The 25966-nt window shown below is 66.1% G+C and carries 26 protein-coding genes; 17 read left to right on the forward strand and 9 right to left on the reverse strand.

The window, feature by feature from the left end; all coding sequences use genetic code 11:
* Nucleotides 1-1482, reverse strand: coding sequence for a cytochrome P450 (locus A5753_RS05790; RefSeq protein WP_067124337.1), 1482 nt, complete (start codon nt 1480-1482; stop codon nt 1-3).
* 113 nt (nt 1483-1595) lie between these two features.
* On the opposite strand from A5753_RS05790, the gene A5753_RS05795 reads away from it, so the two are divergent.
* A complete protein-coding gene (locus A5753_RS05795) occupies nt 1596-2231 on the forward strand; it encodes a TetR/AcrR family transcriptional regulator (RefSeq protein WP_067124461.1) in 636 nt (211 codons plus the stop codon).
* A gap of 30 nt (nt 2232-2261) precedes the next feature.
* Nucleotides 2262-3251, forward strand: a complete 990-nt coding sequence (locus tag A5753_RS05800) for an SDR family oxidoreductase (RefSeq protein WP_067124339.1) — start codon at nt 2262-2264, stop codon at nt 3249-3251.
* Here A5753_RS05800 and A5753_RS05805 read toward each other — a convergent pair.
* Both A5753_RS05805 and A5753_RS05810 read right to left on the reverse strand, forming a co-directional pair.
* Nucleotides 3186-4238, reverse strand: coding sequence for a DNA polymerase IV (locus tag A5753_RS05805; protein ID WP_067124341.1), 1053 nt, complete (start codon nt 4236-4238; stop codon nt 3186-3188). The two genes, A5753_RS05800 and A5753_RS05805, sit on opposite strands and share 66 nt — an antisense overlap.
* Nucleotides 4235-4843, reverse strand: a complete 609-nt coding sequence (locus tag A5753_RS05810; protein WP_067124343.1) for a TetR/AcrR family transcriptional regulator — start codon at nt 4841-4843, stop codon at nt 4235-4237. The genes A5753_RS05805 and A5753_RS05810 overlap by 4 nt, the downstream gene beginning before the upstream one ends.
* A gap of 97 nt (nt 4844-4940) precedes the next feature.
* Here A5753_RS05810 and A5753_RS05815 point away from each other — a divergent pair, with 97 nt between their 5' ends.
* The 6 genes from A5753_RS05815 (at nt 4941) to A5753_RS05840 (ending at nt 11404) form a co-directional block, all read left to right on the forward strand.
* Nucleotides 4941-5489 (forward strand): NAD(P)H-dependent oxidoreductase, encoded by a 549-nt coding sequence (locus A5753_RS05815; protein ID WP_067124345.1) that lies wholly within the window; start codon nt 4941-4943, stop codon nt 5487-5489.
* Nucleotides 5490-5992: 503 nt separating this feature from the next.
* On the forward strand, nt 5993-6232 hold the full coding sequence (locus A5753_RS05820; protein WP_067124347.1) for a redoxin NrdH: 240 nt from the start codon (nt 5993-5995) through the stop codon (nt 6230-6232).
* Between the two features lie 111 nt (nt 6233-6343).
* Nucleotides 6344-6787, forward strand: coding sequence for a class Ib ribonucleoside-diphosphate reductase assembly flavoprotein NrdI (gene nrdI / locus A5753_RS05825; protein WP_067124349.1), 444 nt, complete (start codon nt 6344-6346; stop codon nt 6785-6787).
* Nucleotides 6757-8922 carry a class 1b ribonucleoside-diphosphate reductase subunit alpha gene (gene nrdE / locus A5753_RS05830; RefSeq protein WP_082971183.1) on the forward strand — a complete coding sequence of 722 codons (2166 nt, stop codon included), beginning with the start codon at nt 6757-6759 and terminating at the stop codon, nt 8920-8922. The genes nrdI and nrdE overlap by 31 nt, the downstream gene beginning before the upstream one ends.
* Nucleotides 8923-8983: 61 nt before the next feature.
* Nucleotides 8984-9712 (forward strand): TetR/AcrR family transcriptional regulator, encoded by a 729-nt coding sequence (locus A5753_RS05835; RefSeq protein WP_156655962.1) that lies wholly within the window; start codon nt 8984-8986, stop codon nt 9710-9712.
* Nucleotides 9713-9862: 150 nt separating this feature from the next.
* The gene (locus A5753_RS05840) at nt 9863-11404 is read left to right on the forward strand and encodes an NAD(P)/FAD-dependent oxidoreductase (protein WP_067124355.1); all 1542 of its coding nucleotides are present in this window, start codon (nt 9863-9865) and stop codon (nt 11402-11404) included.
* A 15-nt stretch (nt 11405-11419) separates the two neighbouring features.
* Here A5753_RS05840 and A5753_RS05845 read toward each other — a convergent pair whose 3' ends face one another.
* Nucleotides 11420-11974, reverse strand: a complete 555-nt coding sequence (locus A5753_RS05845; RefSeq protein ID WP_067124357.1) for a TetR/AcrR family transcriptional regulator — start codon at nt 11972-11974, stop codon at nt 11420-11422.
* Entirely contained in the window at nt 11958-12404 is a 447-nt protein-coding gene (locus A5753_RS05850) for an SRPBCC family protein (protein WP_067124359.1), read from the reverse strand. The genes A5753_RS05845 and A5753_RS05850 overlap by 17 nt, the downstream gene beginning before the upstream one ends.
* Before the next feature lie 355 nt (nt 12405-12759).
* Between A5753_RS05850 and nrdF the strand changes: the two genes are divergently transcribed.
* Complete coding sequence (gene nrdF, locus A5753_RS05855; RefSeq protein WP_197694597.1) at nt 12760-13734, forward strand: class 1b ribonucleoside-diphosphate reductase subunit beta; 975 nt, start codon at nt 12760-12762, stop codon at nt 13732-13734.
* A gap of 99 nt (nt 13735-13833) precedes the next feature.
* Here nrdF and A5753_RS05860 read toward each other — a convergent pair whose 3' ends face one another.
* Together A5753_RS05860 and A5753_RS24770 are read right to left on the reverse strand one after the other, a co-directional pair.
* Nucleotides 13834-14019, reverse strand: coding sequence for a hypothetical protein (locus tag A5753_RS05860; protein ID WP_156655963.1), 186 nt, complete (start codon nt 14017-14019; stop codon nt 13834-13836).
* A gap of 750 nt (nt 14020-14769) precedes the next feature.
* A complete protein-coding gene (locus A5753_RS24770; RefSeq protein WP_231990008.1) occupies nt 14770-15096 on the reverse strand; it encodes a hypothetical protein in 327 nt (108 codons plus the stop codon).
* A 245-nt stretch (nt 15097-15341) separates the two neighbouring features.
* On the opposite strand from A5753_RS24770, the gene A5753_RS05875 reads away from it, so the two are divergent.
* The gene (locus A5753_RS05875; RefSeq protein WP_067124365.1) at nt 15342-15767 is read left to right on the forward strand and encodes a DUF3349 domain-containing protein; all 426 of its coding nucleotides are present in this window, start codon (nt 15342-15344) and stop codon (nt 15765-15767) included.
* Between the two features lie 10 nt (nt 15768-15777).
* Here the strand turns inward: A5753_RS05875 and A5753_RS05880 are convergent, their stop codons facing one another.
* Together A5753_RS05880 and A5753_RS05885 are read right to left on the reverse strand one after the other, a co-directional pair.
* Nucleotides 15778-16818 (reverse strand): NAD(P)-dependent alcohol dehydrogenase, encoded by a 1041-nt coding sequence (locus A5753_RS05880; RefSeq protein WP_067124366.1) that lies wholly within the window; start codon nt 16816-16818, stop codon nt 15778-15780.
* A 120-nt stretch (nt 16819-16938) separates the two neighbouring features.
* Entirely contained in the window at nt 16939-18042 is a 1104-nt protein-coding gene (locus tag A5753_RS05885; RefSeq protein WP_067124368.1) for an iron-siderophore ABC transporter substrate-binding protein, read from the reverse strand.
* Nucleotides 18043-18220: 178 nt separating this feature from the next.
* On the opposite strand from A5753_RS05885, the gene ctaD reads away from it, so the two are divergent.
* The 7 genes from ctaD (at nt 18221) to A5753_RS05920 (ending at nt 25943) form a co-directional block, all read left to right on the forward strand.
* Nucleotides 18221-19981 carry a cytochrome c oxidase subunit I gene (gene ctaD, locus A5753_RS05890; protein ID WP_231990009.1) on the forward strand — a complete coding sequence of 587 codons (1761 nt, stop codon included), beginning with the start codon at nt 18221-18223 and terminating at the stop codon, nt 19979-19981.
* Between the two features lie 16 nt (nt 19982-19997).
* Nucleotides 19998-21236: a phosphoserine phosphatase SerB gene (serB, locus tag A5753_RS05895; RefSeq protein ID WP_067124370.1), complete on the forward strand. Its 1239-nt coding sequence runs from the start codon at nt 19998-20000 to the stop codon at nt 21234-21236.
* A 68-nt stretch (nt 21237-21304) separates the two neighbouring features.
* Nucleotides 21305-22183 carry an ABC transporter ATP-binding protein gene (locus A5753_RS05900; RefSeq protein WP_067124372.1) on the forward strand — a complete coding sequence of 293 codons (879 nt, stop codon included), beginning with the start codon at nt 21305-21307 and terminating at the stop codon, nt 22181-22183.
* Complete coding sequence (locus A5753_RS05905) at nt 22180-22995, forward strand: NUDIX hydrolase (protein WP_067124374.1); 816 nt, start codon at nt 22180-22182, stop codon at nt 22993-22995. Before A5753_RS05900 ends, A5753_RS05905 begins: the two co-directional genes overlap by 4 nt.
* An 8-nt stretch (nt 22996-23003) precedes the next feature.
* A complete protein-coding gene (locus A5753_RS05910; protein WP_067124469.1) occupies nt 23004-23768 on the forward strand; it encodes an enoyl-CoA hydratase in 765 nt (254 codons plus the stop codon).
* Nucleotides 23769-23778: 10 nt separating this feature from the next.
* Complete coding sequence (locus tag A5753_RS05915; protein WP_067124376.1) at nt 23779-24750, forward strand: class I SAM-dependent methyltransferase; 972 nt, start codon at nt 23779-23781, stop codon at nt 24748-24750.
* Nucleotides 24708-25943, forward strand: coding sequence for an SAM-dependent methyltransferase (locus tag A5753_RS05920; protein WP_082971187.1), 1236 nt, complete (start codon nt 24708-24710; stop codon nt 25941-25943). The genes A5753_RS05915 and A5753_RS05920 overlap by 43 nt, the downstream gene beginning before the upstream one ends.
* The last annotated feature ends 23 nt before the right edge of the window (nt 25944-25966 follow it).

The following is a 25966-nucleotide window of genomic DNA, read 5'->3' on the forward strand; positions in this document are numbered from 1 at the left end:
TTACAGCGGGCGCAACACAATCGGCATGCCGTCTTTCGGCACCGGCATGCCGCCGTAGTCCCACTCGCACTTGTAACCCGGGCGGGGTGGCTCCAGCCGATACCTGCGGAGAAGGCGGTGCAGGATCGTCTTGATCTCCAACTGCCCGAACGTCATTCCGATGCACTTGTGTGCGCCGCCCCCGAACGGGGTGAACGCGTAGCGGTGCCGCTTGTGCTCGTTGCGCGGCTCGGTGAACCGCTCGGGGTCGAATTTCAGTGGGTCGGTCCACAATTCGGGCAACCGGTGGTTCATGCCGGGGTAGGCGATCACGTTGGTGCCCTTCGGAATGAAGTAGCCCAGCAGGTCGGTGTCGCGCACCGTCTGGCGCATGGCCCACTGCACCGGTGTCACGATGCGGATTGACTCGTTCATCACCAGATCCAGCGTCTCCAGCTTCTCCAGCGCATCGATGTCGAGCGGCCCGTCGCCCAGCCGGTCCGATTCCTCGCGGCAGCGCTGCTGCCACTCCGGGTGCAGGGCCAGGTGGTAGGCCATCGTGGTCACCGTCGAGGTGGAGGTGTCGTGCGCGGCCATCATCAAAAAGATCATGTGGTTGACGATGTCGTCGTCGGAGAACTTGTTGCCGTCCTCGTCTTCGGTCTGGCACAACACCGACAACAGATCGGTACCGGGATTCGCGCGCTGCTCCTTGACCCGCTCGCGGAAATAGTTCTCCAGCAGCTCGCGCGCCTTGAGGCCGCGCCACCACGTGAACGGCGGCACCGAAGTGCGGATGATCGCGTTGCCCGCGCGGGTGGTGACCGCGAACGCCTTATTCACCTTGGTCACCAAGTCGTGGTCGGTGCCCGGCTCGTGGCCCATGAACACCATCGACGCGATGTCGAGAGTCAATTCCTTCATGGCCGGATAGAGCAAGAACCGTGCGTCATTGGTCACCCAATCGTTGGCGACGGTCTGCGAGACCACCTGGTCCATTTGCTCGACATAGCTGACCAGGCGGGACCGGATGAAGGCCTCCTGCATGATCCGCCGGTGGAACATGTGCTCTTCGAAGTCCAGCAGCATCAGGCCGCGGTTGAAGAACGGGCCGATTACCGGCACCCATCCCTGCTGGGAGTAGTCCTTGTTGCGATTGGAGTAGATGACCTGGGCGGCATCCGGGCCCAGGGCGGCGACGCCCGGCAGCACGGGCGAGTCCCCGAAGACCACCGGACCCTTGGTCTTGTACATGTGCAGCAGGTAGTCGGGCCCGCCGCGCAGCATCTCGATGATGTGCCCAATGACCGGCAGGCCAGCGTCGCCGACGACCGCTTTGAGCCCGCTGCCCGGTGGTGGCTCGGCGAGTATGCGCTCCGGGAAATCGGTGTTCAACAGCCTGCGCTCGACCGCCCCCATGCCGGGAAAGTTGTTGATGGACGGCGTGAACCGGCGCCGCGCCTGATCCAGCAGGTACTGCGGGGTGCTGATGGTGGCGGTCATAAACGCTCCTTTGCGTGCCCTCCCGGTGACGGCCGTCACTGATTCATACCTTCGCTGAAAAACTTGACGGCTGTCAAGTTCCCTTTTTGGGCGGCGTGGTGCAAGGTCAGGGAGTGACCAGCCACCCCGCCACTCCAGAGCCGGGCGCACGACGGCGTGGTGACAAGCAGCGTCAGGCCATCGTGCAGGCGGTGCGCGAACTGCTGCAGGAAAAGCCGTTCGCCGAACTGTCGGTCAGCACCATCAGCCTGCGGGCCGGGGTGGCGCGGTCCGGCTTCTACTTCTACTTCGACTCCAAATACGCGGTGCTGGCACAGCTCATGGCCGAGGCCGCCGAAGAACTCGAGGAACTCACCGAGTGCTTCGCCCCTCGACAGGCCGGCGAGTCACCCGAGCAGTTCGCCAAGCGGATGGTCGGCAGCGCGGCGGCCGTCTACGCACACAACGACCCGGTGGTGACCGCGTGCAACGAGGCCCGCAACACCGATGTCGAGATTCGCGATCTGCTGGATCAGCAGTTCGAGGTGGTGCTGAGCCAGATCGTCGGGGTCGTCGAGGCCGAGATGAAGGCCGGGACGGCCAATCCGATCAGTGACGACCTACCGACGCTGATCCGCACCCTGGCGGGCACCACCGCGCTGATGCTGACCGGCGACCCGATCCTCACCGGGCGCGACAGCGACCGTGATCGACGGGTGCGCCTCCTCGAGCAGTTGTGGCTGCACGCGCTGTGGGCGGGCCGTCCCTAAGGCGGTGCTACCGCCGGTATCGTCACGGCCATGGCGCAGAGGGGAATCGGGCGGTCTTTCGCGGGAAAGCGGTGCCTTGTCACCGGTGCGGCGAGCGGAATCGGCCGTGCCACGGCGCTGCGGTTAGCCGCGCAGGGCGCTGAGCTGTACCTGACCGACCGCGACAGTGACGGCCTCGAACAAACCGTGGCCGACGCGCGCGCGCTGGGCGCCCAGGTTCCCAAGCATCGGGCGCTGGACATCGCCGACTACGAGCAGGTGGCCGCCTTCGCCGCCGATGTGCACGCCGCGCATCAGAACATGGACGTCGTCCTCAACGTCGCCGGCGTGTCCGCGTGGGGAACCGTCGACAGGCTGACCCATGAGCAGTGGAGCAAGATGATCGCCATCAACTTGATGGGTCCGATCCACGTCATCGAGACGTTCGTGCCGCCGATGGTGGCGGCCAAGCGCGGCGGGCATCTGGTCAACGTGTCCTCGGCGGCCGGACTGGTGGCCCTGCCGTGGCATGCCGCCTACAGCGCCAGCAAGTACGGATTGCGTGGCCTGTCGGAGGTGCTGCGCTTCGACCTGGCCCGCCACCGCATCGGGGTCTCGGTCGTGGTGCCGGGCGCGGTGAACACCCCGTTGGTGAGCACCGTCGAGATCGCCGGCGTGGACCGCGAAGACCCCAACGTCGACCGGTGGGTGAAGCGGTTCGCCGGCCATGCCGTGTCGCCGGAAAAGGCCGCCGACAAAATCCTGGCCGGGGTGGCCAAGAACCGGTACCTGATCTACACGTCGGCCGACATCCGCGCCTTGTACGCGTTCAAAAGGCTTGCGTGGTGGCCCTATAGCGTGGCCATGCGTCAGGTGAACGTGATCTTCACCCGCGCGCTGCGGCCCAGCCCGGCGACGATGCAGGCCGTGCAGCGGCCTGAGGAGGAGGCGGGCAATCAGCCCAGCCCGGCGACGCTAGTCCGGCATGACCAGCTCGAGGCGCACCCCGAGCAGGCGGACCGGCCGGTCGAGCTCGAATAGGTCGAGCACCCGAAGGGCCGCGGCCACGATGACGTCGCGATCGGTGCTGGGCGCATCCAGCTTGCGAATCTTGGTGCGCGTGTAGAAGGTTGCCGTGCGCACGGTCACCGCCACCCGGATCACGACTCGGTCCGCCGTCAGCACGTCCGTCAGCGCCCGTTCGGCCAAATCCGTTACGGCCGCGTTCATCTCGGACCGATCGGTGAGGTCGCGCGGAAAGGTCACAACATGGCTGCGCGAGCGCGGCACCCAGGGCTCGGCGCTCACCTGACTGTCGCCGCCGCCCTTGGCCAACAGCAGCAGCCACAGCCCGGTGCGCGGACCGAAGGTGGCCGTCAGCAACTCCGCATCGCAGTGGGCCAGCTGCGATACCGTCGTAATATGAAGCTCCGCAAGTTTTTTCGCCGTCTTGGGGCCCACGCTCCACAGCGCATCGACCGGACGATCGGCCATCAGGGGCATCCAGTTCGCGTCGGAGAGCACAAAAATGCCGCCCGGTTTCGCGAAGCCGGTGGCGACCTTCGCACGCTGCTTGTTGTCGCTGATGCCGACCGAGCAGGACAGCCCGGTTTCGGTGGAGATGACGGTGCGGATCTGCTGTGCGACCCCGCTCGGGTCCTGCGCGGTCACCGCGACATAGGCCTCGTCCCAGCCCCACACTTCGACCGGATGCCCGAGGTCACGCAGCACACTCATCACCTGATCGGACGCCGCGTCGTAGGCGGCCGGGTCCGAGGGCAGGAAGGTCGCCCCCGGGCAGCGGCGGGCGGCGGCACGCAGCGGCATGCCCGCACGCACGCCGAACTCGCGGGCCTCGTAGGAGGCACAGGTGACGACCTTGCGCGGTTCCTTCGGATCGCCGCTGCCGCCGACAATGACCGGCAGTCCGGCCAATTCGGGGTGCCGGCGCAACTCGACCGAGGCCAGGAACTGGTCGAGGTCCACGTGCAAGACCCACGCCGGTGCCGCGGAGGGCCCGCCGTTCATCGCCCGCAGAGCTTGCGCGCCAAGCTTTCCCACGCGTCGCCCAGTGTCGCCAGGGTGTGACCGCCCTCGGCCAGTTGATGCTCGACGTAGTCCACGTCGAGCAGCGCGAGCAACGCGTCGGTCTGGGCGTCGAGGTCGCCGGTGGAGTCGGCCGCTTTGAGCAGCACGCGCACGTGCGTGCGCAGCACCGTGGCCGGTGCGTTGTGCCGGTTTTGCGGGTCGCGGTTGGCCGCGGACAGCAGTTCGCAGTGGTCGTGAGCGAACCGGATCCGTTCCCTGCCGAACGCGATTAGCCGATCGGTCGGCGGGGCGCCGGGGCCCAGGGGCGGCGGCCCGAACAGAAACGATTGCTGAACGGCTTGTTCGTCCTCGTCCAACAGCACCATCATCAGGCCGGCCCGGCTGCCGAAGCGGCGGAAGAGCGTGCCTTTGCCGACCCCGGCGGCGGCGGCGATGTCGTCGGTGGTGACGGCGTCGGCGCCGCGCTCGGCGACGAGGTTCCGGGCGGCGTGGAGGAGCAGGGCGCGGTTGCGCGCCGCGTCGCCCCGTTCCTGGTGCACGACCTGGGGGGCGTATACCTGCAACTCCCCAGACCGCTCGTTCACTCCTGCACTTTAACCCCGCCGGAATAAAGCGGACTATAGTCCGGTTAGCTCGTGCGAGGATGTACGCAACGACCGAAGGGAAACTCCAGCAGTGGCAATGAACATCTTGGCGTTAGTGGGAAGCCTGCGGGCGGCGTCGATCAACCGCCAGATCGCCGAGTTGGCGGTGGCGGTCGCCGCCGACGACGTGACCGTAACGATCTTCGAAGGACTCAGTGAGCTGCCCTTCTATAACGAGGACATCGATTACGCGATGAACACCGACGCGCCGCCGCTTGGTCCGGTGGTCGCGCTGCGCGCCGCGGCGGCCGACGCGGACGCCGCACTGGTGGTGACCCCGGAGTACAACGGCAGCTACCCGGCCGTCATCAAGAACGCGATCGACTGGTTGTCTCGGCCGTTCGGTGACGGCGCGCTGAAGGGCAAGCCGCTGGCGGTCATCGGCGGATCCTTCGGCCGATATGGCGGGGTGTGGGCGCACGACGACACCCGCAAGTCCTTCGGCATCGCCGGCGCACGGGTCGTGGAGGCGATCAAACTGTCGGTGCCGTTCAAGACGCTGGAGGGCAAGGCGCCCGCCGAGCACGCCGAGCTCTCGGCGAACGTGCGTGATGTGGTGGGCAAGCTGGCCGCCGAGGTCGGCTGATTGGCAGAAGTCGACAAGCCGCCCGCCGGGCGACCAGCGAGGTTGGCACAACCGAATAGCAGAAGCCGCCAGGTCCGCCTGGCGGCTTTGCTGGCTGCGGGCGGGCCCGCCGGTGTCGGCGGTGTTGTCGGTGGTCGCTGATATACCGGAGCGCATGATTCACTCCACCGCGATTTGTGATCTGCGACACGCCGGGCGGGTGTCCAGATTTGTTCGCGCCCGGGCTCACGACCAGGGAATTTCAAAATTGTTATTCAGAACATCTTGTATCTCGACATCTTGTCACCCACTAGGTGTAGTGTTTCGAGCACCGGCAGATCCCAGGACCACCAAGCAAGCCAGACTCGGTGAACCCCCCGAAATCGGCGCCCACAGGTCGTTCGACCTCGACCGCCGCGCGACGGGAATCAGGGGCCTGACGGATCGCTGAACGAAGCAAAGACGCAGTCCAAAAGTAGTTGCCAGTCCGTTGGATCCCCTCTTCCGCGAAGGAGCGGCATTCTATGAGCATCACCGTGTACACCAAGCCGGCATGCGTGCAGTGCACCGCCACCTACAAGGCGCTGGACAAGCAGGGCATCGCCTACGAGAAGGTCGACATCTCGCTGGACGCCGAGGCGCGTGACTACGTGATGGCCCTGGGATACCTTCAGGCTCCCGTGGTGGTGGCAGGCAACGACCACTGGTCGGGTTTCCGCCCCGACCGCATCAAGGCGCTGTCCGCGGCGGAACTGAGCGCGTAAGGCGAGACGTTAGGTAAGGAGGTTGCGGTGCAGTCGCGCAACCCAGGTTGGACGAGTGGCGACCCGTCCCCCGCAAGCGGGAGGTACCCCCAGCACCCGGCTACGCCGCGCTTGCGATCGCCACTGGTCTATTTCTCCTCGGTGTCGGAGAACACCCACCGCTTCGTGGAGAAGCTGGGGATCCCCGCCACGCGGATACCACTGCATGGCCGCATCGAGGTAGACCAGCCCTACGTACTCGTCCTGCCCACCTACGGCGGCGGGCATGCGACTCCGGACCTCAACGCCGGCGGTTATGTCCCCAAACAGGTCATCGCCTTTTTGAACAATGAGCACAACCGGTCGTTGATCCGCGGCGTCATCGCCGCGGGCAACAACAACTTCGGCGCCGAATTCGCCTACGCGGGCAACGTGATCTCGCGCAAGTGCGGCATCCCATACCTCTACCGCTTCGAACTCATGGGAACCCAAGACGACGTGGAAGCCGTCCGCGCGGGCTTAGCCAACTTTTGGAAGGAACAGACGTGTCACCAACCGTCGCTGCAGAGCCTGTAACCACCGGAGCCCACGCATTGCCGGGGGAAACGGATTATCACGCGCTCAACGCGATGCTGAATCTCTACGACGCGGACGGCAAGATTCAGTTCGACAAGGACCGCGAGGCCGCGCATCAGTACTTCCTGCAGCACGTCAACCAGAACACGGTGTTCTTCCACAATCAGGACGAGAAGCTCGACTACCTGGTCAAGGAGAACTATTACGAGCGCGAGGTTCTCGACCAGTACAGCCGCAACTTCGTCAAGACGCTGCTGGACCGCGCGTACGCCAAGAAGTTCCGGTTCCCGACGTTCCTGGGCGCGTTCAAGTACTACACCTCCTACACGCTGAAGACGTTCGACGGGAAGCGGTATCTGGAGCGCTTCGAGGACCGCGTGGTCATGGTCGCGTTGACGCTGGCCGCCGGTGACACCGTCCTGGCCGAGAAGCTCGTCGACGAGATCATTGACGGGCGATTTCAGCCGGCCACCCCGACGTTTTTGAACTCGGGCAAGAAGCAGCGCGGCGAGCCGGTGAGCTGCTTTTTGCTGCGCATCGAGGACAACATGGAATCGATCGGGCGATCGATCAACTCCGCGCTGCAGCTGTCCAAGCGCGGCGGGGGAGTCGCGTTGCTGCTCAGCAACATTCGCGAGCACGGCGCCCCGATCAAGAACATCGAGAACCAATCCTCGGGCGTCATCCCGATCATGAAGCTGCTCGAGGACTCGTTCTCCTACGCCAACCAGCTCGGGGCCCGGCAGGGTGCGGGCGCGGTGTACCTGCACGCGCATCATCCGGACATCTACCGGTTCTTGGACACCAAGCGTGAGAACGCCGACGAGAAGATCCGCATCAAGACGCTGAGCCTGGGCGTGGTGATTCCCGATATCACCTTCGAGCTGGCCAAGAAGAACGAGGACATGTACCTGTTCTCGCCGTATGACGTCGAGCGGGTCTACGGCCTGCCATTCGCCGACATCTCCGTCACGGAGAAGTACTACGAAATGGTCGACGACGCCCGCATTCGCAAGACGAAGATCAAGGCGCGCGAGTTCTTCCAGACGCTGGCCGAGCTGCAGTTCGAGTCCGGTTACCCCTACATCATGTTCGAGGACACGGTGAACCGGGCCAACCCGATCGACGGCAAGATCACCCACTCCAACCTGTGCTCGGAGATCCTGCAGGTGTCCACGCCGTCGGTGTTCAACGACGACTTGACGTATGCCAAAGTGGGCAAGGACATTTCGTGCAACCTGGGATCGCTGAACATCGCCAAGACGATGGACTCGCCCGACTTCGCGCAGACCATCGAAGTCGCGATCCGCGCGCTGACGGCGGTGAGCGATCAGACGCACATCTGGTCGGTGCCCTCAATCGAGCAGGGCAACAACGAGTCCCACGCGATCGGGCTCGGCCAGATGAACCTGCACGGCTACCTGGCCCGCGAGCGCATCCTCTACGGGTCCGAAGAAGGCGTCGACTTCACCAACATCTACTTCTACACCGTGCTCTACCACGCGCTGCGCGCGTCGAATCGCATCGCGATTGAGCGGGGAAGCAAGTTCGGCGGCTTCGAAAAGTCGAAGTACGCCTCGGGCGAATTCTTCGACAAATACACCGAGCAGGTGTGGGAGCCGGCCACGCCGCGGGTCCGAGAGATCTTTGCCGAGGCCGGCATCCGCATTCCGACACAAGAGGATTGGCAACGGCTGAAGGAGTCGGTGCGGCAGCACGGCATCTACAACCAGAACCTGCAGGCCGTCCCGCCGACCGGCTCGATCAGCTACATCAACAACTCGACCAGCTCGATCCACCCGGTGGCGAGCAAGATCGAGATCCGCAAGGAAGGCAAGATCGGCCGCGTCTACTACCCGGCGCCCTATCTGACCAACGACAACCTGGAGTACTACCAGGACGCCTACGAGATCGGCTACGAAAAGATCATCGACACCTACGCCGCGGCCACCCAGCACGTGGACCAGGGGCTGTCGCTGACGCTGTTCTTCAAGGACACCGCCACCACCCGCGATGTGAACAAGGCGCAGATCTACGCCTGGCGCAAGGGAATCAAGACGCTGTACTACATCCGCCTTCGCCAGATGGCTTTGGAGGGAACAGAGGTCGAGGGCTGCGTGTCCTGCATGCTGTAATCCTCGGGCTGATCGGACAGTCTGCCCAGGTCAGAAGCCGCTACCGGGTAAAGTGCTTGACGTGGTGAGAATTCCCAGACCCCACCCCAGCGTCAAGCCCGGGGCCAAGGTCGACGCGCGCAGCGAACGCTGGCGCGAGCACCGCAAGAAAGTGCGCAACGAAATCGTCGATGCGGCCTTCCGTGCGATCGACCGCCTCGGGCCCGAGCTGTCCGTGCGGGAGATCGCCGAGGAGGCCGGCACCGCCAAGCCGAAGATCTACCGCCATTTCCACGACAAGTCCGACCTGTTCGAGGCGATCGGGGAGCGGCTGCGCGACATGCTGTGGGCAGCGATCATCCCGTCCATCGACCTGAAGACCGACTCGGCGCGCGAGGTGATCCGGCGCAGCGTCGAGGAGTACGTGATCCTGGTCGACAAGCATCCCAACGTGCTGCGCGTGTTCATCCAGGGCCGGTCGGCCGCCACCACGCAGGTCCTCAACGAAGGACGCGGAATCACCCTGGCCGTGGCCGACATGTTCGACAACGAGCTCCGCGAGATGGAGCTCGACCACGCGGCGGTCGAACTGGCCGGGCACGCGGCATTCGGCTGTGCCGCGTCGGCCACCGAGTGGTGGCTGGGTCCGGAGCCCGAAAGCCCGCGGCTGATGTCGCGTGAGCAGTTCGTTGCGCACCTGACGACCATCATGATGGGGGTGATCGTCGGAACCGCCGAGGCGCTGGGCATCACGATGAATCCCGACCTGCCGATTCACGACATGGTGGCCGGCAACCCGGCCGCGAGCTGAGCGAGTCGCGGCGTTGACAAGCGCTGCGGCCATCGATAACACTCGTCCAGACCGATACCCTGGGTACTGGGTATCTGCGCCAGGCCGGCCGCAGCCGAAAACGCCGGCCAACTCCGACCCGACAGGCCTGGATAGGAAGACCGATCGATCGTGACCGACGTCGTAACACAAAATGAGGCAATCCCGGCGGCCACCGCCCACAAGCCGGTGCACACGCGCGCCGTCATCATCGGGACCGGATTCTCCGGCCTGGGGATGGCGATCGCGCTGCAGAGGCAGGGCGTGGGCTTCGTCATCCTGGAAAAGGCCGACGACATCGGCGGAACCTGGCGAGACAACAGCTACCCGGGGTGCGCCTGCGACATCCCGTCGCACCTGTACTCGTTCTCGTTCGAGCCCAAGCCCGACTGGAAGAACCCGTTCTCCTTCCAGCCCGAGATCTGGGACTACCTCAAAGGGGTCACCGAGAAGTACGGGCTGCGCCGCTACGTCGAGTTCAACTCACTGGTCGATCGCGCTCACTGGGACGACGACGAGAACCGCTGGCACGTATTCACCGCCGATGGGCGCGAGTACGTCGCGCAGTTTCTGATCTCGGGCGCCGGCGCGCTGCACATCCCGTCCATGCCCGACATCGAGGGGCGCGACGAATTTCGCGGCGCCGCCTTCCATTCCGCGGAGTGGGACCACAGCGTCGACCTGACCGGCAAGCGGGTGGCGGTGATCGGAACCGGCGCCAGCGCGATCCAGATCGTGCCGGAGATCGTTGGGCAGGTCGCCGAACTTCAGCTCTACCAACGCACTCCGCCGTGGGTGGTTCCGCGCTCCAACCCCGAGATCCCGCCGGCGGTGCGCCGGGCCATGGCGAACGTGCCCGGCCTGCGCGCGATCGTTCGGCTCGCGATCTACTGGGGCCAGGAAGCCCTGGCCTTCGGCATGACCAAGCGGCCGAACCTGCTCAAGTTCATCGAGTCCTACTGCAAATACAACATTCGCCGGGCGGTCAAGGACAAGGAGTTGCGGCGCAAGCTCATTCCGAACTACCGCATCGGCTGCAAGCGAATCCTGAACTCCTCCACTTATTACGGCGCGGTCGCCGACCCCAAGACCGAACTAGTTACCGAGCACATCGCGCGAATCACCGCCGACGGCGTCGACACCGTCGACGGCAGACACCGCCAGGCCGACGTAATCGTCTATGCCACCGGCTTTCACGTCACCGACTCCTACACCTACGTCCAGATCAAGGGCCTGCACGGCGAGGACCTGGTGGACCGGTGGAACCGCGAGGGCATCGGCGCCCACCGCGGGATCACCATCGCCGATGTACCCAACCTGTTCTTCCTGCTGGGGCCCAACACCGGGTTGGGACACAACTCGGTGGTGTTCATGATCGAGTCCCAGATCCGTTACGTCGCAGACGCGATCGCGACCTGTGACAAGCTGGGCGCAGAGGCGCTGGCCCCGACCCGCGCCGCCCAGGACCAGTTCAACGACGAGCTGCAACGCAGACTCGGCCCGTCGGTGTGGAACAGCGGCGGCTGCAGCAGCTGGTATCTGGACGAGCACGGCAAGAACACCGTGCTCTGGGGCGGTTACACCTGGGAGTACTGGCGGGCGACGCGTTCGGTCAAGCCGGACGAATATCAGTTCTACGGCGTGAACATGGGCAGGTCCGCGGCGGCGTCCTGACCGCGGCCGCCCGAATCATCGCCGGGCGCTGAGCAGTTCGGCGAAGACGCGCGCGGCCGCGTCGACACCGGCGTCGTCATCGGTGGCCACCAGATCCAGCAGTAGGCCGCGTACGACGGCCAGCCCTAGGCGCGCCAGGGCGGCGTCGACCGGTGCCTCGGCGACATTGTTCAAGGCCTCCACCTCGGTCAGCCAGCCATGGACGGCGCCGGGAACCATTCTGGCAAAGGGCTTTTCACCCTGCACGGCGCGGGCGTAGCACTCGAAAAAGAGGCGTTCGGATTCACGCATTTCGGGTCGGCGGAGGTCGGCCCACATCGCGCCAAAACCCGCGGCCGGGTCGGAGGGCAGTTTGGCGAGCAGCCCCATCTGGCGGCGCTCGACCTCTTCGACGATCGCTACGAGCAGATCTTCTCGAGAGCCGAAGTGGTGCAACAGCATTCGGTGGCTGGTGCCCACCGCGGCAGCCACCTCGCGCAGCGACCGGTCGCCGATGCCCCCGGTGGCGAACTCGGTGACGAGTGAATCGAGGAGTTGCCGACGCCGCCCGGTGTCAGGAGTGCGCGCCATCGGCGTGGCTGAGTTGCTCGGAGCGGGCCCTGAGGCCCCGGGCTTCCAGGTCGAGGAAGCGCTTGGTCTTCTTGACCATCAGCCGCCCGATGAGGGAACCCAATATGCCGCGCTGGTCGAGTCGCTGGCGCACCAACGTGCGGCCGCCGGGCTGCGCGATGACGTCATGACGAGCGGTCACCCGCCCCCCGGGAGAGCTCTGCACCCAGGTCCACGACCGCCCGGGTTCGAGCTCGGTGACCTTCCAGATCAGCTTCGGCATGCCGGGCTGCTTGATCGCGAACCGTCTGCCCACGGCGAGGGCCGCGGCGTCCAGTCCGACCAACGACGTCACCGAGGCGGTCCACTCGGGCCAGTGCTCGACGTCGGTGAAGACATCCCAGACGAGTTGAGGCGGTGCGTCGATCTCGACGCCGTCTTCGGTAATCATGTACCAAATGGTACATGATTACAGGGATTGTGAACAGTGACCTTCTCGCGCCCCGCTCGACGCCGGGTTAGGTTGAGGCACACTACTTTTCGGTGGGCAGGCGCAGCGGGTTCGTTTGGGCTGGCGTGGCCCCAAGAGCCTTCCCCGGCGCGATGCTGCACTGGTTCGCCGATCGCGGCCACGTTCAGCATCGGGATCCACCGGGTCGCGCCGCCGAGCCCATACTGGAGGTGGCCTGACGCGGTGCACGACACGTAAACACAAGCTCTTGTGTTCCGTTACGTTGTCACACCCCAGGGGTAGTGTCGGGAGCCTGAGATACCTCAGGCGAAACGGTGTGTGAAGTGGGGTTCTGGTGAGCGAAAACATGAAGCTGATCGACCGCGTTTCGGCGATCAACTGGAACCGGCTGCAAGACGAAAAAGACGCCGAGGTGTGGGACCGGCTGACCGGCAACTTCTGGTTGCCCGAGAAGGTGCCGGTATCCAACGACCTGCCATCATGGGGCACGCTGACCGCCCACGAGAAGCAGATGACCATGCGGGTGTTCACCGGCCTGACGCTGCTGGACACCATCCAGGGCACCATCGGGGCGGTCAGCCTGATTCCGGACGCGCTGACCCCGCACGAAGAAGCGGTCTACACCAACATCGCCTTCATGGAATCTGTGCACGCGCGCAGCTACAGCAACATCTTCTCCACCCTGTGCTCGACCGCCGAGATCGACGACGCGTTCCGCTGGTCGGAGGAGAATCCCAACCTGCAGCGCAAGGCCGAGATCGTCATGCAGTACTACAAGGGCGACGAACCGCTCAAGCGCAAGGTCGCCTCGACCCTGCTGGAGAGCTTCCTGTTCTACTCCGGCTTCTACCTGCCGATGTACTGGTCGAGCCGCGCGAAGCTGACCAACACCGCCGACATGATCAGGCTGATCATCCGCGACGAGGCCGTACACGGCTACTACATCGGCTACAAATACCAGCGCGGCCTGGCGCTGGTCGACGACGCGCGCAAGCAGGAGCTCAAGGACTACACCTACGAGCTGCTCTTCGAGCTCTACGACAACGAGGTGGAGTACACCCAGGACCTCTACGACGAGGTCGGGCTGACCGAGGACGTCAAGAAGTTCCTCCGTTACAACGCCAACAAGGCGCTGATGAACCTCGGTTACGAGGCGCTGTTCCCACGCGACGAGACCGACGTCAACCCGGCCATCCTGTCCGCGCTGTCACCGAATGCCGACGAGAACCACGACTTCTTCTCCGGCTCGGGCTCGAGCTACGTGATCGGCAAGGCCGTCAACACCGAAGACGAGGACTGGGACTTCTGACTCCGCTGCTCAGCACGTGAACGCGCCGGGGAGGTAGCACCGGGGAAAGGCTGCTCGTCGTCGAGGGGAGTGCCCATTCACGCCGGCGGCGTTGCCTGGTTAGCTCGCCGCCTTCACAATGCACGACCGCCGCGACTGCCTGGCGTTGCTGTTGTCATAAATGGCCTGGCGGACTTGGCCGTCGAGTGGCTCCGCAACTGGGGAGAGGCAGAAATAGCACAGATCGAAGCCGTAGGTCAGATAGCCGCACACGAGGCAGACATCGGGGCAAACATCGGTGGTCACTATCTGCACCTCCTAGTGGCGCTTATCTAATGCTCCACCCAGTTGCCTCATCCCCGCTCATCGACACGCGGCACCGATTGCAAATTCGCGACGTTTCGCCGGCAACGCATCCGCCGCGCCCTATCGACGGCGGGCGTTCCGCCCGGTTTATGTATGCGGTCGACGGCAACCCTAGAGGCGATGAGCGTACTGACATACCTTTCCATAGTCCTTCTTGGTCAAGCCGTCTTCGCTGCTATATGTGGTGTGAGTTTGTCGATGCTCGCGGCGGCACTAAGAATTTGGCCGTCGAATCTTTTGCGTACACAGATGAAAGGCGCATCCAAGGTTGCGAAGACTTCGGCGATTGACCATCCCGACGAGCTAGCGGAACTGTTGAACGAGGAGTACGCAGACCTCTGCAGGTGATCGCGGCCGCGTGGCCGTGCATGCGCATAGCCGCGGCCGCTCGCGGCAAGCTTGGAGCAAATCCACTAATCGAGCTCGGCAAACACATCGTGCCTGAGAAGATGCTCAAGCGGCGCGGTAGCGGAGGAAGCTGAGGCCACCTGCTTGAAGTCATCGACAAGGGGTCTGTCAAGCCGGGGTGGCCGGCGGTGGTCGAAAAAATCGACGGCTGGTTGACAACGCGTGGGCTGTGACGGCGCTCCGCGAGGTGCATTGCGCACCTTTTGATCGGCTCGGCTCCACACCAGTTAGCCCTGTTTGGCCGGCCTTGAGATGGGATTGGATATGACTCGCGTGGACGCGCTAGGGGGTGAGGTGTTGCGCCTGGGTCGGCGAATAGATCCTGGGCTTGAACGTCGCCATCACCGGCAAGCGCAGCGAGATGCCGCCCGCTACCGGTAAGTGGACCGTGAAGTAGACGATCTGCATGTCCAGACCCAACTGGAGGCGCAACTCCTTGAGGGGCTCCCCCTGTGCCCCGATGCCCATCCCTCGTAGCCGCGCGCCGATGCCCTGTTGGAACGACTCGGCCACATCTGTCGGCCGTGGAACGCTCGGTGCGGGAGTGCCCTGGCTGCCAATGCTCAGAGAGAAGATCGGTGGCCGGTTCTTCGAGGACGGAGTCGTCATGGCTCGACTCTACTCCGCAGGAACGGCGCCCCATGACGAAAATGTCTTTGACCAGTGCAAGTAGCCCTACCGTGGCTCCGCGCGGGGGCCGGCCCCTGCCGAATCGCGCACTCGAAACCAGAGCGTCAACCGTTGCGGTTGGTGCGCGAGGGAGGCCCTACCTATCCAGGTAAACCCCGTATGAATTGTCTGGACGGCGTTGCGCCGCGGTAGCGCGGTGACCCGGCTGCCCTGACACTGGTGGGGTGACGAATACCGCCGCCTCTGCCACCACCAACTTCTGCCGTTCGGTACTTCGCTGGCTGCGCGCCGGCTACCCCGAGGGCGTGCCCGGGCCGGACCGCGTGCCTCTGCTGGCGCTGCTGCGCAGCACCCCGCTCACCGAGGAGCAGATCGCCGAGGTGGTGCGCAACATCACCGCGGAGGGATCCCCGGCGATCGCCGATGGTGTGATCGACCGGGACGAAATCGCCCACTTCATTTCCGACATGACCCACTACGACGCCGGGCCGGAGAACATCATCCGGGTGGCCGCCACACTGGCGGCGGTCGGATGGCCACTGGCCGGCATCGACGTCAGCGAGGTCATCCCAGGCGACGAATGGGGTGAGGCCGCCGAAATCGCCGCGCGCGGAGCGACTTCCGGGAAGGCGCCAGGCGCCGCGCTGTAGGGCGTGCGCCCTACAGCTTCGAGATGTCGATGACGAAGCGGTAGCGCACGTCGCTCGCCAGGACGCGCTCGTAGGCTTCGTTGATGTAGTCGGGCTCGATGAGCTCGATTTCGGGCGTCACGTTGTGCTCGGCGCAGAAGTCCAGCATCTCCTGGGTTTCGGCAATGCCGCCGATGTTCGACCCGGACAGGCTGCGGCGCGCCAGCGCCAGCGAGAAGGCGCCCACCTCCATCGGGTGTTCGGGAATGCCCAGTTCGACGAGCGTGCCGTCGACGTCGAGCAGGCTCAGATAGTCGTTGAGGTTCAGATTCGCCGAGACGGTGTTCAGGATCAGGTCGAAGCTGTTGCGCAGTTTCTTGAAGGTCTCGCGCTCGGCGGTGGCGTAATAGTGCTTGGCGCCCAGCCGCAGCCCGTCCTCCATCTTCTTCAGTGACTGCGACAGCACCGTCACTTCGGCGCCCATCGCCGCGCCGAGCTTAACGCCCATGTGGCCCAACCCGCCCAGGCCGATGATCGCCAGGCGGGTGTCCTTGCCGGCCTTCCAGTGCCGCAGCGGCGAGAACAGCGTGATGCCCGCGCACAGCAGCGGCGCCGCCTTGTCCAGCGGCAGCGAATCGGGAATGCGTAAGACGAAGTTTTCATCCACGACAATCGCCTGGCTGTAGCCGCCCTGTGTCGTCGTGCCGTCCTTGTCAGTGGCGTTGTAGGTGAATGTCGTTCCCCGGCTGCAGTACTGCTCGAGGCCGGCCTTACAGCTGCTGCACTGGCCGCAGGAGTTCACCATGCAGCCGACGCCCACGTGGTCGCCCACGTTGTGCTTGGTGACCTCGGAGCCGACCGCGGTCACGACGCCGGCGATCTCGTGCCCCACGACCAGCGGGTAATGCGGTGTGCCCCATTCGCCCTTGGCCGTGTGGATGTCGGAGTGGCAGATTCCGGCGAACTTGATGTCGATGGCCACGTCGTGCGGACCCGGGTCACGCCGTTCGATCGTGGTCTTGGTCAGCGGTGCCGTCGGCGAGGTGGCCGCGTACGCCGAAACTGTGCTCATTGAAAGTCCCTCTTCGATTCGATACGTCATCAAGAAGTTTAGCTAAGGTAAAAGTTATTCCGCCAATGGGCGCGGCGAACATCACGTTGTGACGTTGTCTGCGTTGTCGTCCGGCCGCCGTCAGTTGATCGGGGCGTTCACCAGGCGCAGGTCGTCGACGATGCCGCGGGCGGCGATCAGGCCCTCGCCGGCTTGCCAGATCTCGTTGTTGACGATGTAGACCCGGTTGTCACGGTTGGCCGACAGCTTGCGCCACGGGTTGCTGTCCAGGATGGTGGCGGCCCGATCGGCGGCCGGGGTGTCGCAGGACACGTAGACCACGTCGGCGTCGGCTATTGAGAGGTCAGGATTCTTCGACAGGTCCGCGTCGCTGGCCCCGATCTCGATGTAGGGCTTGTCGGTGAACCGCTGGGAGGCCGGCCGCTCCACGCCGACCGCACCGAGCACGCTGGCCGGGAAGTTGTTGGCGCCGTACACCCGTATGGTGCCCGTCGTGAGCTGCACGATCGACGCCTGGAAGTGGGAGGCGTCATGCCGCGCGCCGATGTCGGTGGCCCGCTGGGTAAAACCGCTGATCAACGAGTTCGCGGCGGCGTCGCGGCCGGTGGCGGCGCCGACGGCGCGCAGGTTGTCCTGCCACGCCGCGCCCGGGGCGGCCGTGAACACCGTCGGCGCGATCGCGGTCAGCTGCGGATACAGCGTGGGCGTCAGCCCCTGCGACCCCAAGATCAGGTCGGGGCGGGCGGCGGCGATCGCCTTCACGTCCGGGTGGGAGCGGCTACCGATCCCGGGCACTCCGTGCACCGCGCCGCCCAGATAGGCGGGCTGGCTCGAGGACCCGTCCGGCAACGCCGCGCCGACCATCCGCGACTGCAGGCCCAATGCACACAACGTGTCGAGCTGGTCGCCGGAGAGCACCACGATGCGCTGCGGGTCGGCGGGCACCTGTACGACGGCCGGGTCGACGCCCGCGGCGTTGTGGACCGGCCGTCTCGGGGGGCCCGGGTCGGCCGCGGCGGCGTCCCGCGCGCACGAGTCGTCGGAGCGGCGGTCGTTTCCGAGCACACCGGCGCCCGCGATCTGGGTGGTTGGGGTGATCAAGGAACGGCCCGGCGTCTGGCCGGCGGGCTTGTCGGATCCGCAGCCGCTGCACGCCAGGATGACCACCGCCGTCACCGCGGTCGCCACGACCGGCCGGCCGGGTCTGATCACGCCGAACAACACGCGTCAGACGCTAACATCCGGCCAGTTCGGGGACGCCGTGCCGACGGACACGCCGCACCGGCGAGCCATTTACGACAGTTTGTAGGACCAGCCCTGACGGCGCCACGATCGACGGCTAAGATTCGTCTCAAATACCGATTTTTGGGCCAGTGTCCGATCTGGATGTTTGGAGAAGCTGTTGACAGCCGAAGCGCCCCCCTTGGGTGAACTCGAGGCCGTTCGTCCGTACCCGGACCGCATGGGCCCCAAAGGGAACCTCGTCTACAAACTGATCACCACCACCGATCACAAGATGATCGGCATCATGTACACGGTCACCTGCTTCGCCTTCTTCTTCATAGGCGGGCTGATGGCGTTGCTGATGCGCACCGAGCTGGCCGCTCCCGGGCTGCAGTTCCTGTCGAATGAGCAGTTCAACCAGCTGTTCACCATGCACGGCACGATCATGCTGCTGCTGTACGCCACCCCGGTGGTGTTCGGTTTCGCCAACCTGGTGCTGCCGCTGCAGATCGGTGCGCCCGACGTGGCGTTCCCGCGGCTGAACGCCTTCTCGTTCTGGCTGTTCCTGTTCGGTGGGCTGATCGCGGCGTCCGGCTTCATCGTCCCGGGCGGGGCCGCCGACTTCGGCTGGACCGCCTACACGCCGCTGTCTGACGCCGTGCACTCACCCGGCGCCGGGGGCGACCTGTGGATCACCGGCCTGATCGTCGCCGGTCTGGGCACCATCCTGGGTGCGGTCAACATGATCACCACCGTGGTGTGCATGCGCGCACCCGGCATGACGATGTTCCGGATGCCGATCTTCACCTGGAACATCCTGGTGACCTCGATCCTGATCCTGATCGCGTTCCCGATCCTGACCGCGGCGCTGTTCGGGCTGGCCGCCGACCGACATCTGGGCGCCCATGTCTACGACGCCGCCAACGGCGGAGTCTTGTTGTGGCAACACCTGTTCTGGTTCTTCGGCCATCCCGAGGTGTACATCATCGCGCTGCCGTTCTTCGGCATCATCACCGAGATCATCCCGGTGTTCTCGCGCAAGCCGGTCTTCGGTTACACCACGCTGGTGTACGCGACGCTGTCGATCGCCGCTCTGTCGGTCGCGGTGTGGGCGCACCACATGTTCGCCACCGGAGCCGTTCTGCTGCCGTTCTTTTCGTTCATGACGTATCTGATCGCGGTGCCGACCGGGATCAAGTTCTTCAACTGGATCGGCACGATGTGGAAGGGGCAGATCACCTTTGAGACGCCGATGCTGTTCTGCGTCGGCTTCCTGATCACCTTCCTGCTGGGTGGTCTGACCGGCGTGATGCTGGCCAGCCCGCCGCTGGACTTCCACGTCACCGACAGCTACTTCGTGGTCGCGCACTTCCACTACGTGCTGTTCGGCACCATCGTGTTCGCCACCTTCGGCGGCGTGTACTTCTGGTTCCCGAAGATGACCGGCCGGCTGCTCGACGAGCGCCTGGGCAAGCTGCACTTCTGGTTGACGTTCATCGGGTTCCACACCACTTTCCTCGTGCAGCACTGGCTGGGCGACTTGGGCATGCCGCGCCGCTACGCCGACTACCTGCCCAGCGACGGCTTCCAGCCCTACAACGTCGCCTCGACGGTGGGCGCCTTCATCCTGGGCGCGTCGATGTTCCCCTTCGTCTGGAACGTGTTCAAGAGCTGGCGTTACGGCGAGGTCGTCACGGTCGACGACCCGTGGGGCTACGGCAACTCCCTGGAGTGGGCAACCAGCTGCCCGCCACCGCGCCACAACTTCACCGAGCTGCCCCGAATCCGTTCGGAGCGTCCGGCATTCGAATTGCACTATCCGCACATGGTGGAGCGGCTTCGCGCCGAGGCGCACGTGGGCCGTCACGCCACGGCTTTCGAGTCCCCGAAGGGTTTCGGTCCGCGAACCGAGCCCGATCGCTCGACTGCTGAGCAGTAGCGACAGCTGTCGGGGAGTGAACTCACCACCCAAGGTGTCGGTGCTGATCACCGTCACCGGCGTGGACCAACCGGGCGTGACAGCGAACCTGCTGGAGGCACTGTCGCGGCACGGCGTCGAGCTGCTCAACGTCGAGCAGGTGGTGATCCGGCGCCGCCTGACGCTGGGCGTGCTAGTGTGCTGCCAAGCCCAGGTCGCCGATAGCGCGCAGTTGCGCGAAGACGTCGAATCGGCCGTCCGCAAGTTGGACCTGGATGTCAGCATCGAGCGCAGCGACGACGTGCCCATCATGCGCGATCCCTCGACCCACACCATCTACGTGCTGGGCCGGCCCATCACCGCCAGTGCGTTCGGCGCGGTTGCCCGCGAGGTGGCGGAGCTGGGCGTCAACATCGACCTGATCCGCGGGGTTTCCGACTACCCGGTGATCGGCCTGGAACTTCGCGTCTCAGTGCCGCCGGGCGCGGACGGGGCGCTGCGGACCGCCCTGAACCGGGTGTCCAGCGAGGAACTGGTCGATGTGGCGGTCGAGGCCTACAGCCTGGAACGACGGGCCAAGCGGCTCATCGTGTTTGATGTCGACTCGACGCTGGTGCAGGGCGAGGTCATCGAGATGCTGGCGGCGCGGGCGGGCGCGGAGGGCAAGGTCGCCGCGATCACCGAGGCCGCTATGCGCGGCGAGCTGGACTTCGCGCAGTCACTCGAGCAGCGGGTGGCAACGCTGGCGGGGCTGCCCGCCAGCGTGATCGACGAGGTCGCCGACGCACTGGAATTGATGCCCGGCGCCCGCACCACGATGCGGACCTTGCGGCGCTTGGGTTATGCCTGCGGCCTCGTGTCCGGGGGGTTCCGCCGGATCATCGAGCCGCTGGCCGAGGAGCTGATGATCGACTATGTCGCGGCCAACGAGCTGGAGATCATCGACGGCACACTCACCGGCCGGGTGATCGGGCCGATCGTCGACCGGGCCGGAAAAGCTTCGGCGCTACAGGAATTCGCAGACCAGGTCGGGGTGCCGATGGCGCAGACCGTCGCGGTGGGCGACGGCGCCAACGACATCGACATGCTGGCCGCCGCCGGATTGGGGATCGCGTTCAACGCCAAGCCGGCGCTGCGCGAGGTCGCCGATGCGTCGCTGAGCCATCCCTATCTGGACACGGTGCTGCTCCTGCTGGGCGTGACCCGAGGTGAAATCGAGGCCGCCGACGCGATCGACGGCGAGGTCCGCCGGGTGGAGATCCCGCCCACCCCATAGCGACCCGGCAGGCGTCCGGGCGTCGCGGTACGGCACGATGGTCGGGTGCCCGAAAACGGAAGCCGGAGGTGAAACCCGAGGATTCGAGAGAATCCGCGGGCAGAGCCGACCAGACTAGCAAGGCGGCCGACCCCGATCTGCTGCTCGACTTCAGGCAGGTGTCGCTGCGGCGCGGCGGCAACGTCTTGGTCGGCCCGCTGGACTGGGCGGTCGAACTCGACGAACGCTGGGTGATCGTCGGCCCCAACGGTGCCGGCAAGACCTCGCTGCTGCGGATCGCCGCGGCCGCCGAACATCCCTCGTCCGGCACCGCTTTCGTGCTCGGTGAGCGACTGGGCCGGGTCGACGTGACCGAGTTGCGGTCCCGGATCGGGCTCAGCTCTTCGGCTTTGGCGCAACGCATCCCCACCGACGAAGTGGTTCGCGATCTCGTTGTCTCGGCCGGTTATGCGGTGCTGGGCAAGTGGCGGGAGCGCTACGAGGACCTCGACTACCGCCGCGCGATTGACATGCTGGAAAGCCTGGGCGCCGAGCATCTTGCGGACCGAACCTACGGGACGCTGTCGGAAGGCGAGCGCAAGCGGGTGCTAATCGCCCGCGCGCTGATGACCGACCCCGAGCTGCTGCTGCTCGACGAGCCCGCCGCCGGCCTGGATTTGGGCGGCCGCGAGGAGCTGGTCGCGCGGCTCGCCGACCTGGCCGCCGATCCCGACGCTCCCGCCCTGGTGCTGGTCACCCACCACGTCGAGGAGATTCCGCCCGGGTTCAGCCACTGCATGCTGCTTTCGGAAGCCGAAGTGGTTGCCGCGGGATTGCTGACCGACGTGCTGACCTCCGAGAACCTGTCCACCGCATTCGGCCAAGCGATCGCGCTCGATGTCGTCGACGGGCGCTACTTCGCGCGGCGAATCCGTACCCGCGCAGCCCACCGGAGGAGGCTGGAATGAACACCGCCCCCGAGCCGCTGCCGACTCGGCCGGCGGCGACCGTGATGCTGGTCCGCGATGTGCCCGGCGGCTTGAAGGTCTTCCTGATGCGCCGCCATTCGAAGATGGAGTTCGCCCCGGGCGTCATCGTGTTTCCCGGCGGCGGCGTCGACGACCGCGACCGCAACGCCGACATCGCGTGGGCCGGTCCCCCGCCGGAATGGTGGGCACAGCGGTTCGGCATCGACTCCGAACTGGCCGTGGCATTGGTATGTGCAGCGGCGCGGGAGACCTTCGAGGAGTCCGGGGTGCTCTTCGCCGGCCCGGCCGGCGACCCGGACGGCATCGTTCGCGACGCCGCGGTCTACGCCGATGCCCGGCGCGCCCTGGACGATCGGACGCTGTCGTTCGCTGATTTCCTGCGCACCGAAAACCTGGTGTTGCGCTCTGACCTGCTGCGGCCATGGGCCAACTGGGTCACTCCGGAGGCCGAGCGGACCCGCCGCTACGACACCTACTTCTTCGTGGCGGCCCTGCCCGAGGGCCAGCGCGCCGACGGGGAGAACACCGAGTCCGACCGGTTCGGCTGGGCGTTGCCGCAGGATGCTATCGCCGACTTCGAGGCCGGTCGCAACATCCTGCTGCCGCCGACCTGGACCCAGCTGGATTCGCTGGCCGGCCGCAGCGTCGCCGACGTGCTGGCCGTCGAACGCCAGATCGCACCCGTGCAGCCGCTCCTCGAAAAGCGGGGTGACAACTGGGTTTTCGAGTTCTTTGATTCCGATCGCTACCACCAGGCGCGCATATCGGGCGGTATGGAGTGGCCCTGGTGAACGCTCAGGTGAACGAGTTCGTCAGCGTGGTCGTCAGCGACGGCTCCCAGGACGCCGGGCTGGCCATGTTGCTGTTGTCTCGGCCCCCGACGAACGCGATGACCCGCCAGGTCTATCGGGAGGTCATCGCGTCCGCCGACGAGTTGGGCCGGCGCGACGACGTCGCCGTGGTGATCCTTTTCGGCGGCCAAGAAATCTTCTCCGCGGGTGACGACATGCCCGAGCTGCGGACCCTGCGGGGCTCCGAGGCCGAGAGCGTGGCGCGGGTCCGCCAGCAGGCCGTCGACGCCGTGGCGGCGATCCCCAAGCCGACCGTCGCCGCGATCACCGGATACGCGTTGGGCGCCGGGCTCACGCTGGCCCTGGCCGCCGACTGGCGGATCAGCGGGGACAACGTGAAGTTCGGGGCGACCGAAATCCTGGCCGGCCTGGTGCCCGGCGGCGACGCGATGGCGCGCCTGACCCGGGTGGCCGGCGCGAGCAAGGCCAAGGAGTTGGTGTTCAGCGGCCGTTTTTTCGACGCCGATGAGGCCCTGGAGCTGGGCCTCATCGACGAGATGGTGGCCCCTGACGACGTGTACGACGCCGCCGCCGGCTGGGCGCGCCGCTTTCTCGACGGTCCGCGGCACGCGCTGGCCGCCGCCAAAGCCGGGATCAACGAAGTCTTCGACCTGGAACTGTCCGAGCGGCTCGCCGCGCAACGCCGGCGCTACGTCGAGGTGTTCACTGCTGGTCAGGGCGGTGGCGATAGGGCGGATCCCGAGGGCCGTTAGGCTGCCCTGCATGACCAGTTCGACCGACGCCGTTCCGACGCCCCACGCCAGCGCCGAGCAGGTGGAAGCCGCCCGGCACGACAGCAAGCTGGCGCAGGTGCTCTACCACGACTGGGAAGCCGAGTCTTACGACGACAAGTGGTCGATCTCTTATGATCAGCGCTGCATCGACTACGCCCGGGGCCGCTTCGACGCGATCGTGCCCGACGAGGTGCTGCACGAGCTGCCCTACGACCGCGCCCTCGAATTGGGCTGTGGCACAGGCTTTTTCCTGCTCAACCTGATCCAGTCGGGAGTCGCCCGGCGCGGATCGGTGACCGACCTTTCGCCGGGCATGGTCAAGGTCGCCACCCGCAACGGGCAGTCGCTGGGCCTCGACATCGACGGCCGGGTCGCCGACGCCGAGGGCATCCCGTACGCGGACAACACCTTCGACCTGGTCGTCGGGCATGCGGTGCTGCATCACATTCCCGACGTGGAGCTGTCGTTGCGCGAGGTGATCCGGGTGCTGCGTCCCGGCGGCCGGTTCGTCTTCGCCGGCGAGCCGACCAGCGCGGGCGACGTCTACGCCCGCGAGCTGTCGACCCTGACCTGGCGCATCGCGACCAACGTCACCAAGCTGCCCGGCCTGGGCGGCTGGCGGCGCCCGCAGGCCGAGCTCGACGAATCCTCCCGGGCCGCGGCGCTCGAGGCGATCGTCGACCTGCACACCTTCACTCCGGGTGACCTGGAGCGGATGGCCGCCAACGCGGGCGCCACCGAGGTGCGGACCGTCAGCGAAGAGTTCACCGCCGCGATGTTCGGCTGGCCGGTGCGCACATTCGAGGCGTCGGTGGCGCCCGGGCGCCTGGGCTGGGGTTGGGCGAAATTCGCCTTCAACGGCTGGAAGGCGCTGAGCTGGGTGGACGCCAACGTGTGGCGCCGGGTGGTCCCGAAGGGCTGGTTCTACAACGTGATGGTGACCGGGGTCAAACCCTCCTGAGCGGTGGGCTGCGCTTCAGCGCGAACGACGTCGGCTATCTGCGCTCGCGCGCGGGTGCCGCGGCCCTGGCGGCGGTCGCCGAGTTCGAACTGACCGACGCCACCCGGGTCGGCGACGTCGCGGCGGCACGCGCCCGGTTCGGCGACCGGGCCGCGGTGCTGGTGGAGACGGTCCTGTTGCGCCGCCGTGCCGCGGACAAGCTGCGCGGGCTGGGAGTATCGGATTGGCTGTTCACCGATGAGGCGCTGCAGCAGGCCACCGCGGCGCCGGTGGCTATGCACCGGGCCCGACGGCTGGCCGGCGGCGGCAGCGGCGTCGTCGTGCACGACGCGACCTGTTCGATCGGCACCGAGCTCGCCGCCCTGAGGGTGTGCGGGGTTGCCGCGGTGGGCAGCGATATCGATCCGGTGCGGGTGTTGATGGCGCGCCACAACGTCGGGGAGTCGGCGTGGATCTGCCGCGCCGACGCGCTGCGCCCGGTCACCCGCGATGCCGTGCTCGTGGTCGATCCGGTCCGACGCGTCGAGGGTCGGCGACGGCTGCGTATCGACGAATATCAGCCCGGCCTAGGCTCGCTGCTCGACACCTACCGCGGCCGGGAGTTCGTCGTAAAGTGCGCTCCCGGAATCGATTTCGATCAGGTTCGGCGTCTCGGTTTCGACGGAGAAATCGAGGTGACGTCGTATCGCGGCTCGGTCCGGGAGGCGTGCCTGTGGTCGCCCGGACTGGCGCAGTCCGGTGTGGGCCGGCGGGCGAACCTGCTGGATCGCGGCGAGCAGCTCACCGACAACGACCCCGACGATTGCCCGGCGCGCCCGGTGGGGCGGTGGATCGTCGACCCGGACGGCGCCGTGGTGCGGGCCGGGCTGGTGCGTCACTACGGCGCGCGGCACGGACTGTGGCAGCTCGACCCCGACATCGCCTACCTCTCCGGCGATCGGCGGCCGGCGGGCGATCGCGGCTTCGAGGTGCTCGAGCAGCTGGTCTTCGACGAACGCCGGCTCCGCCAGGCGCTGTCGGCGCTGGACTGCGGATCGCTCGAGGTCCTGGTGCGCGGGGTCCGGGTGGACCCGGACGCGCTGCGCAGACGGATGCGGCTGCGCGGGAGCCGGTCGCTGTCGGTGGTCATCGCCCGCATCGGCTCACGGCCCGCCGGCCGGGCGATCGCGTTCGTCTGCCAACCCTCCCGATAGCGCCGGGTACGCTGGCGGCGTCA

The organism is Mycobacterium sp. 852002-51971_SCH5477799-a (assembly GCF_001667145.1).
GTDB lineage: Bacteria > Actinomycetota > Actinomycetes > Mycobacteriales > Mycobacteriaceae > Mycobacterium.

Bases quoted from the DNA above. Each gene is read 5' to 3' on its own strand.
- A5753_RS05800 (WP_067124339.1), top strand. From the start codon at position 2,262: ATGGCGCAGAGGGGAATCGGGCGGTCTTTCGCGGGAAAGCGGTGCCTT.
- A5753_RS05905 (WP_067124374.1), top strand. From the start codon at position 22,180: ATGAACACCGCCCCCGAGCCGCTGCCGACTCGGCCGGCGGCGACCGTG.
- A5753_RS05820 (WP_067124347.1), top strand. From the start codon at position 5,993: ATGAGCATCACCGTGTACACCAAGCCGGCATGCGTGCAGTGCACCGCC.
- A5753_RS05880 (WP_067124366.1), bottom strand. From the start codon at position 16,818: ATGAGCACAGTTTCGGCGTACGCGGCCACCTCGCCGACGGCACCGCTG.
- A5753_RS05815 (WP_067124345.1), top strand. From the start codon at position 4,941: ATGAACATCTTGGCGTTAGTGGGAAGCCTGCGGGCGGCGTCGATCAAC.
- A5753_RS05790 (WP_067124337.1), bottom strand. From the start codon at position 1,482: ATGACCGCCACCATCAGCACCCCGCAGTACCTGCTGGATCAGGCGCGG.
- A5753_RS05850 (WP_067124359.1), bottom strand. From the start codon at position 12,404: ATGATTACCGAAGACGGCGTCGAGATCGACGCACCGCCTCAACTCGTC.
- A5753_RS24770 (WP_231990008.1), bottom strand. From the start codon at position 15,096: ATGACGACTCCGTCCTCGAAGAACCGGCCACCGATCTTCTCTCTGAGC.
- A5753_RS05915 (WP_067124376.1), top strand. From the start codon at position 23,779: ATGACCAGTTCGACCGACGCCGTTCCGACGCCCCACGCCAGCGCCGAG.
- A5753_RS05845 (WP_067124357.1), bottom strand. From the start codon at position 11,974: ATGGCGCGCACTCCTGACACCGGGCGGCGTCGGCAACTCCTCGATTCA.
- A5753_RS05805 (WP_067124341.1), bottom strand. From the start codon at position 4,238: ATGAACGGCGGGCCCTCCGCGGCACCGGCGTGGGTCTTGCACGTGGAC.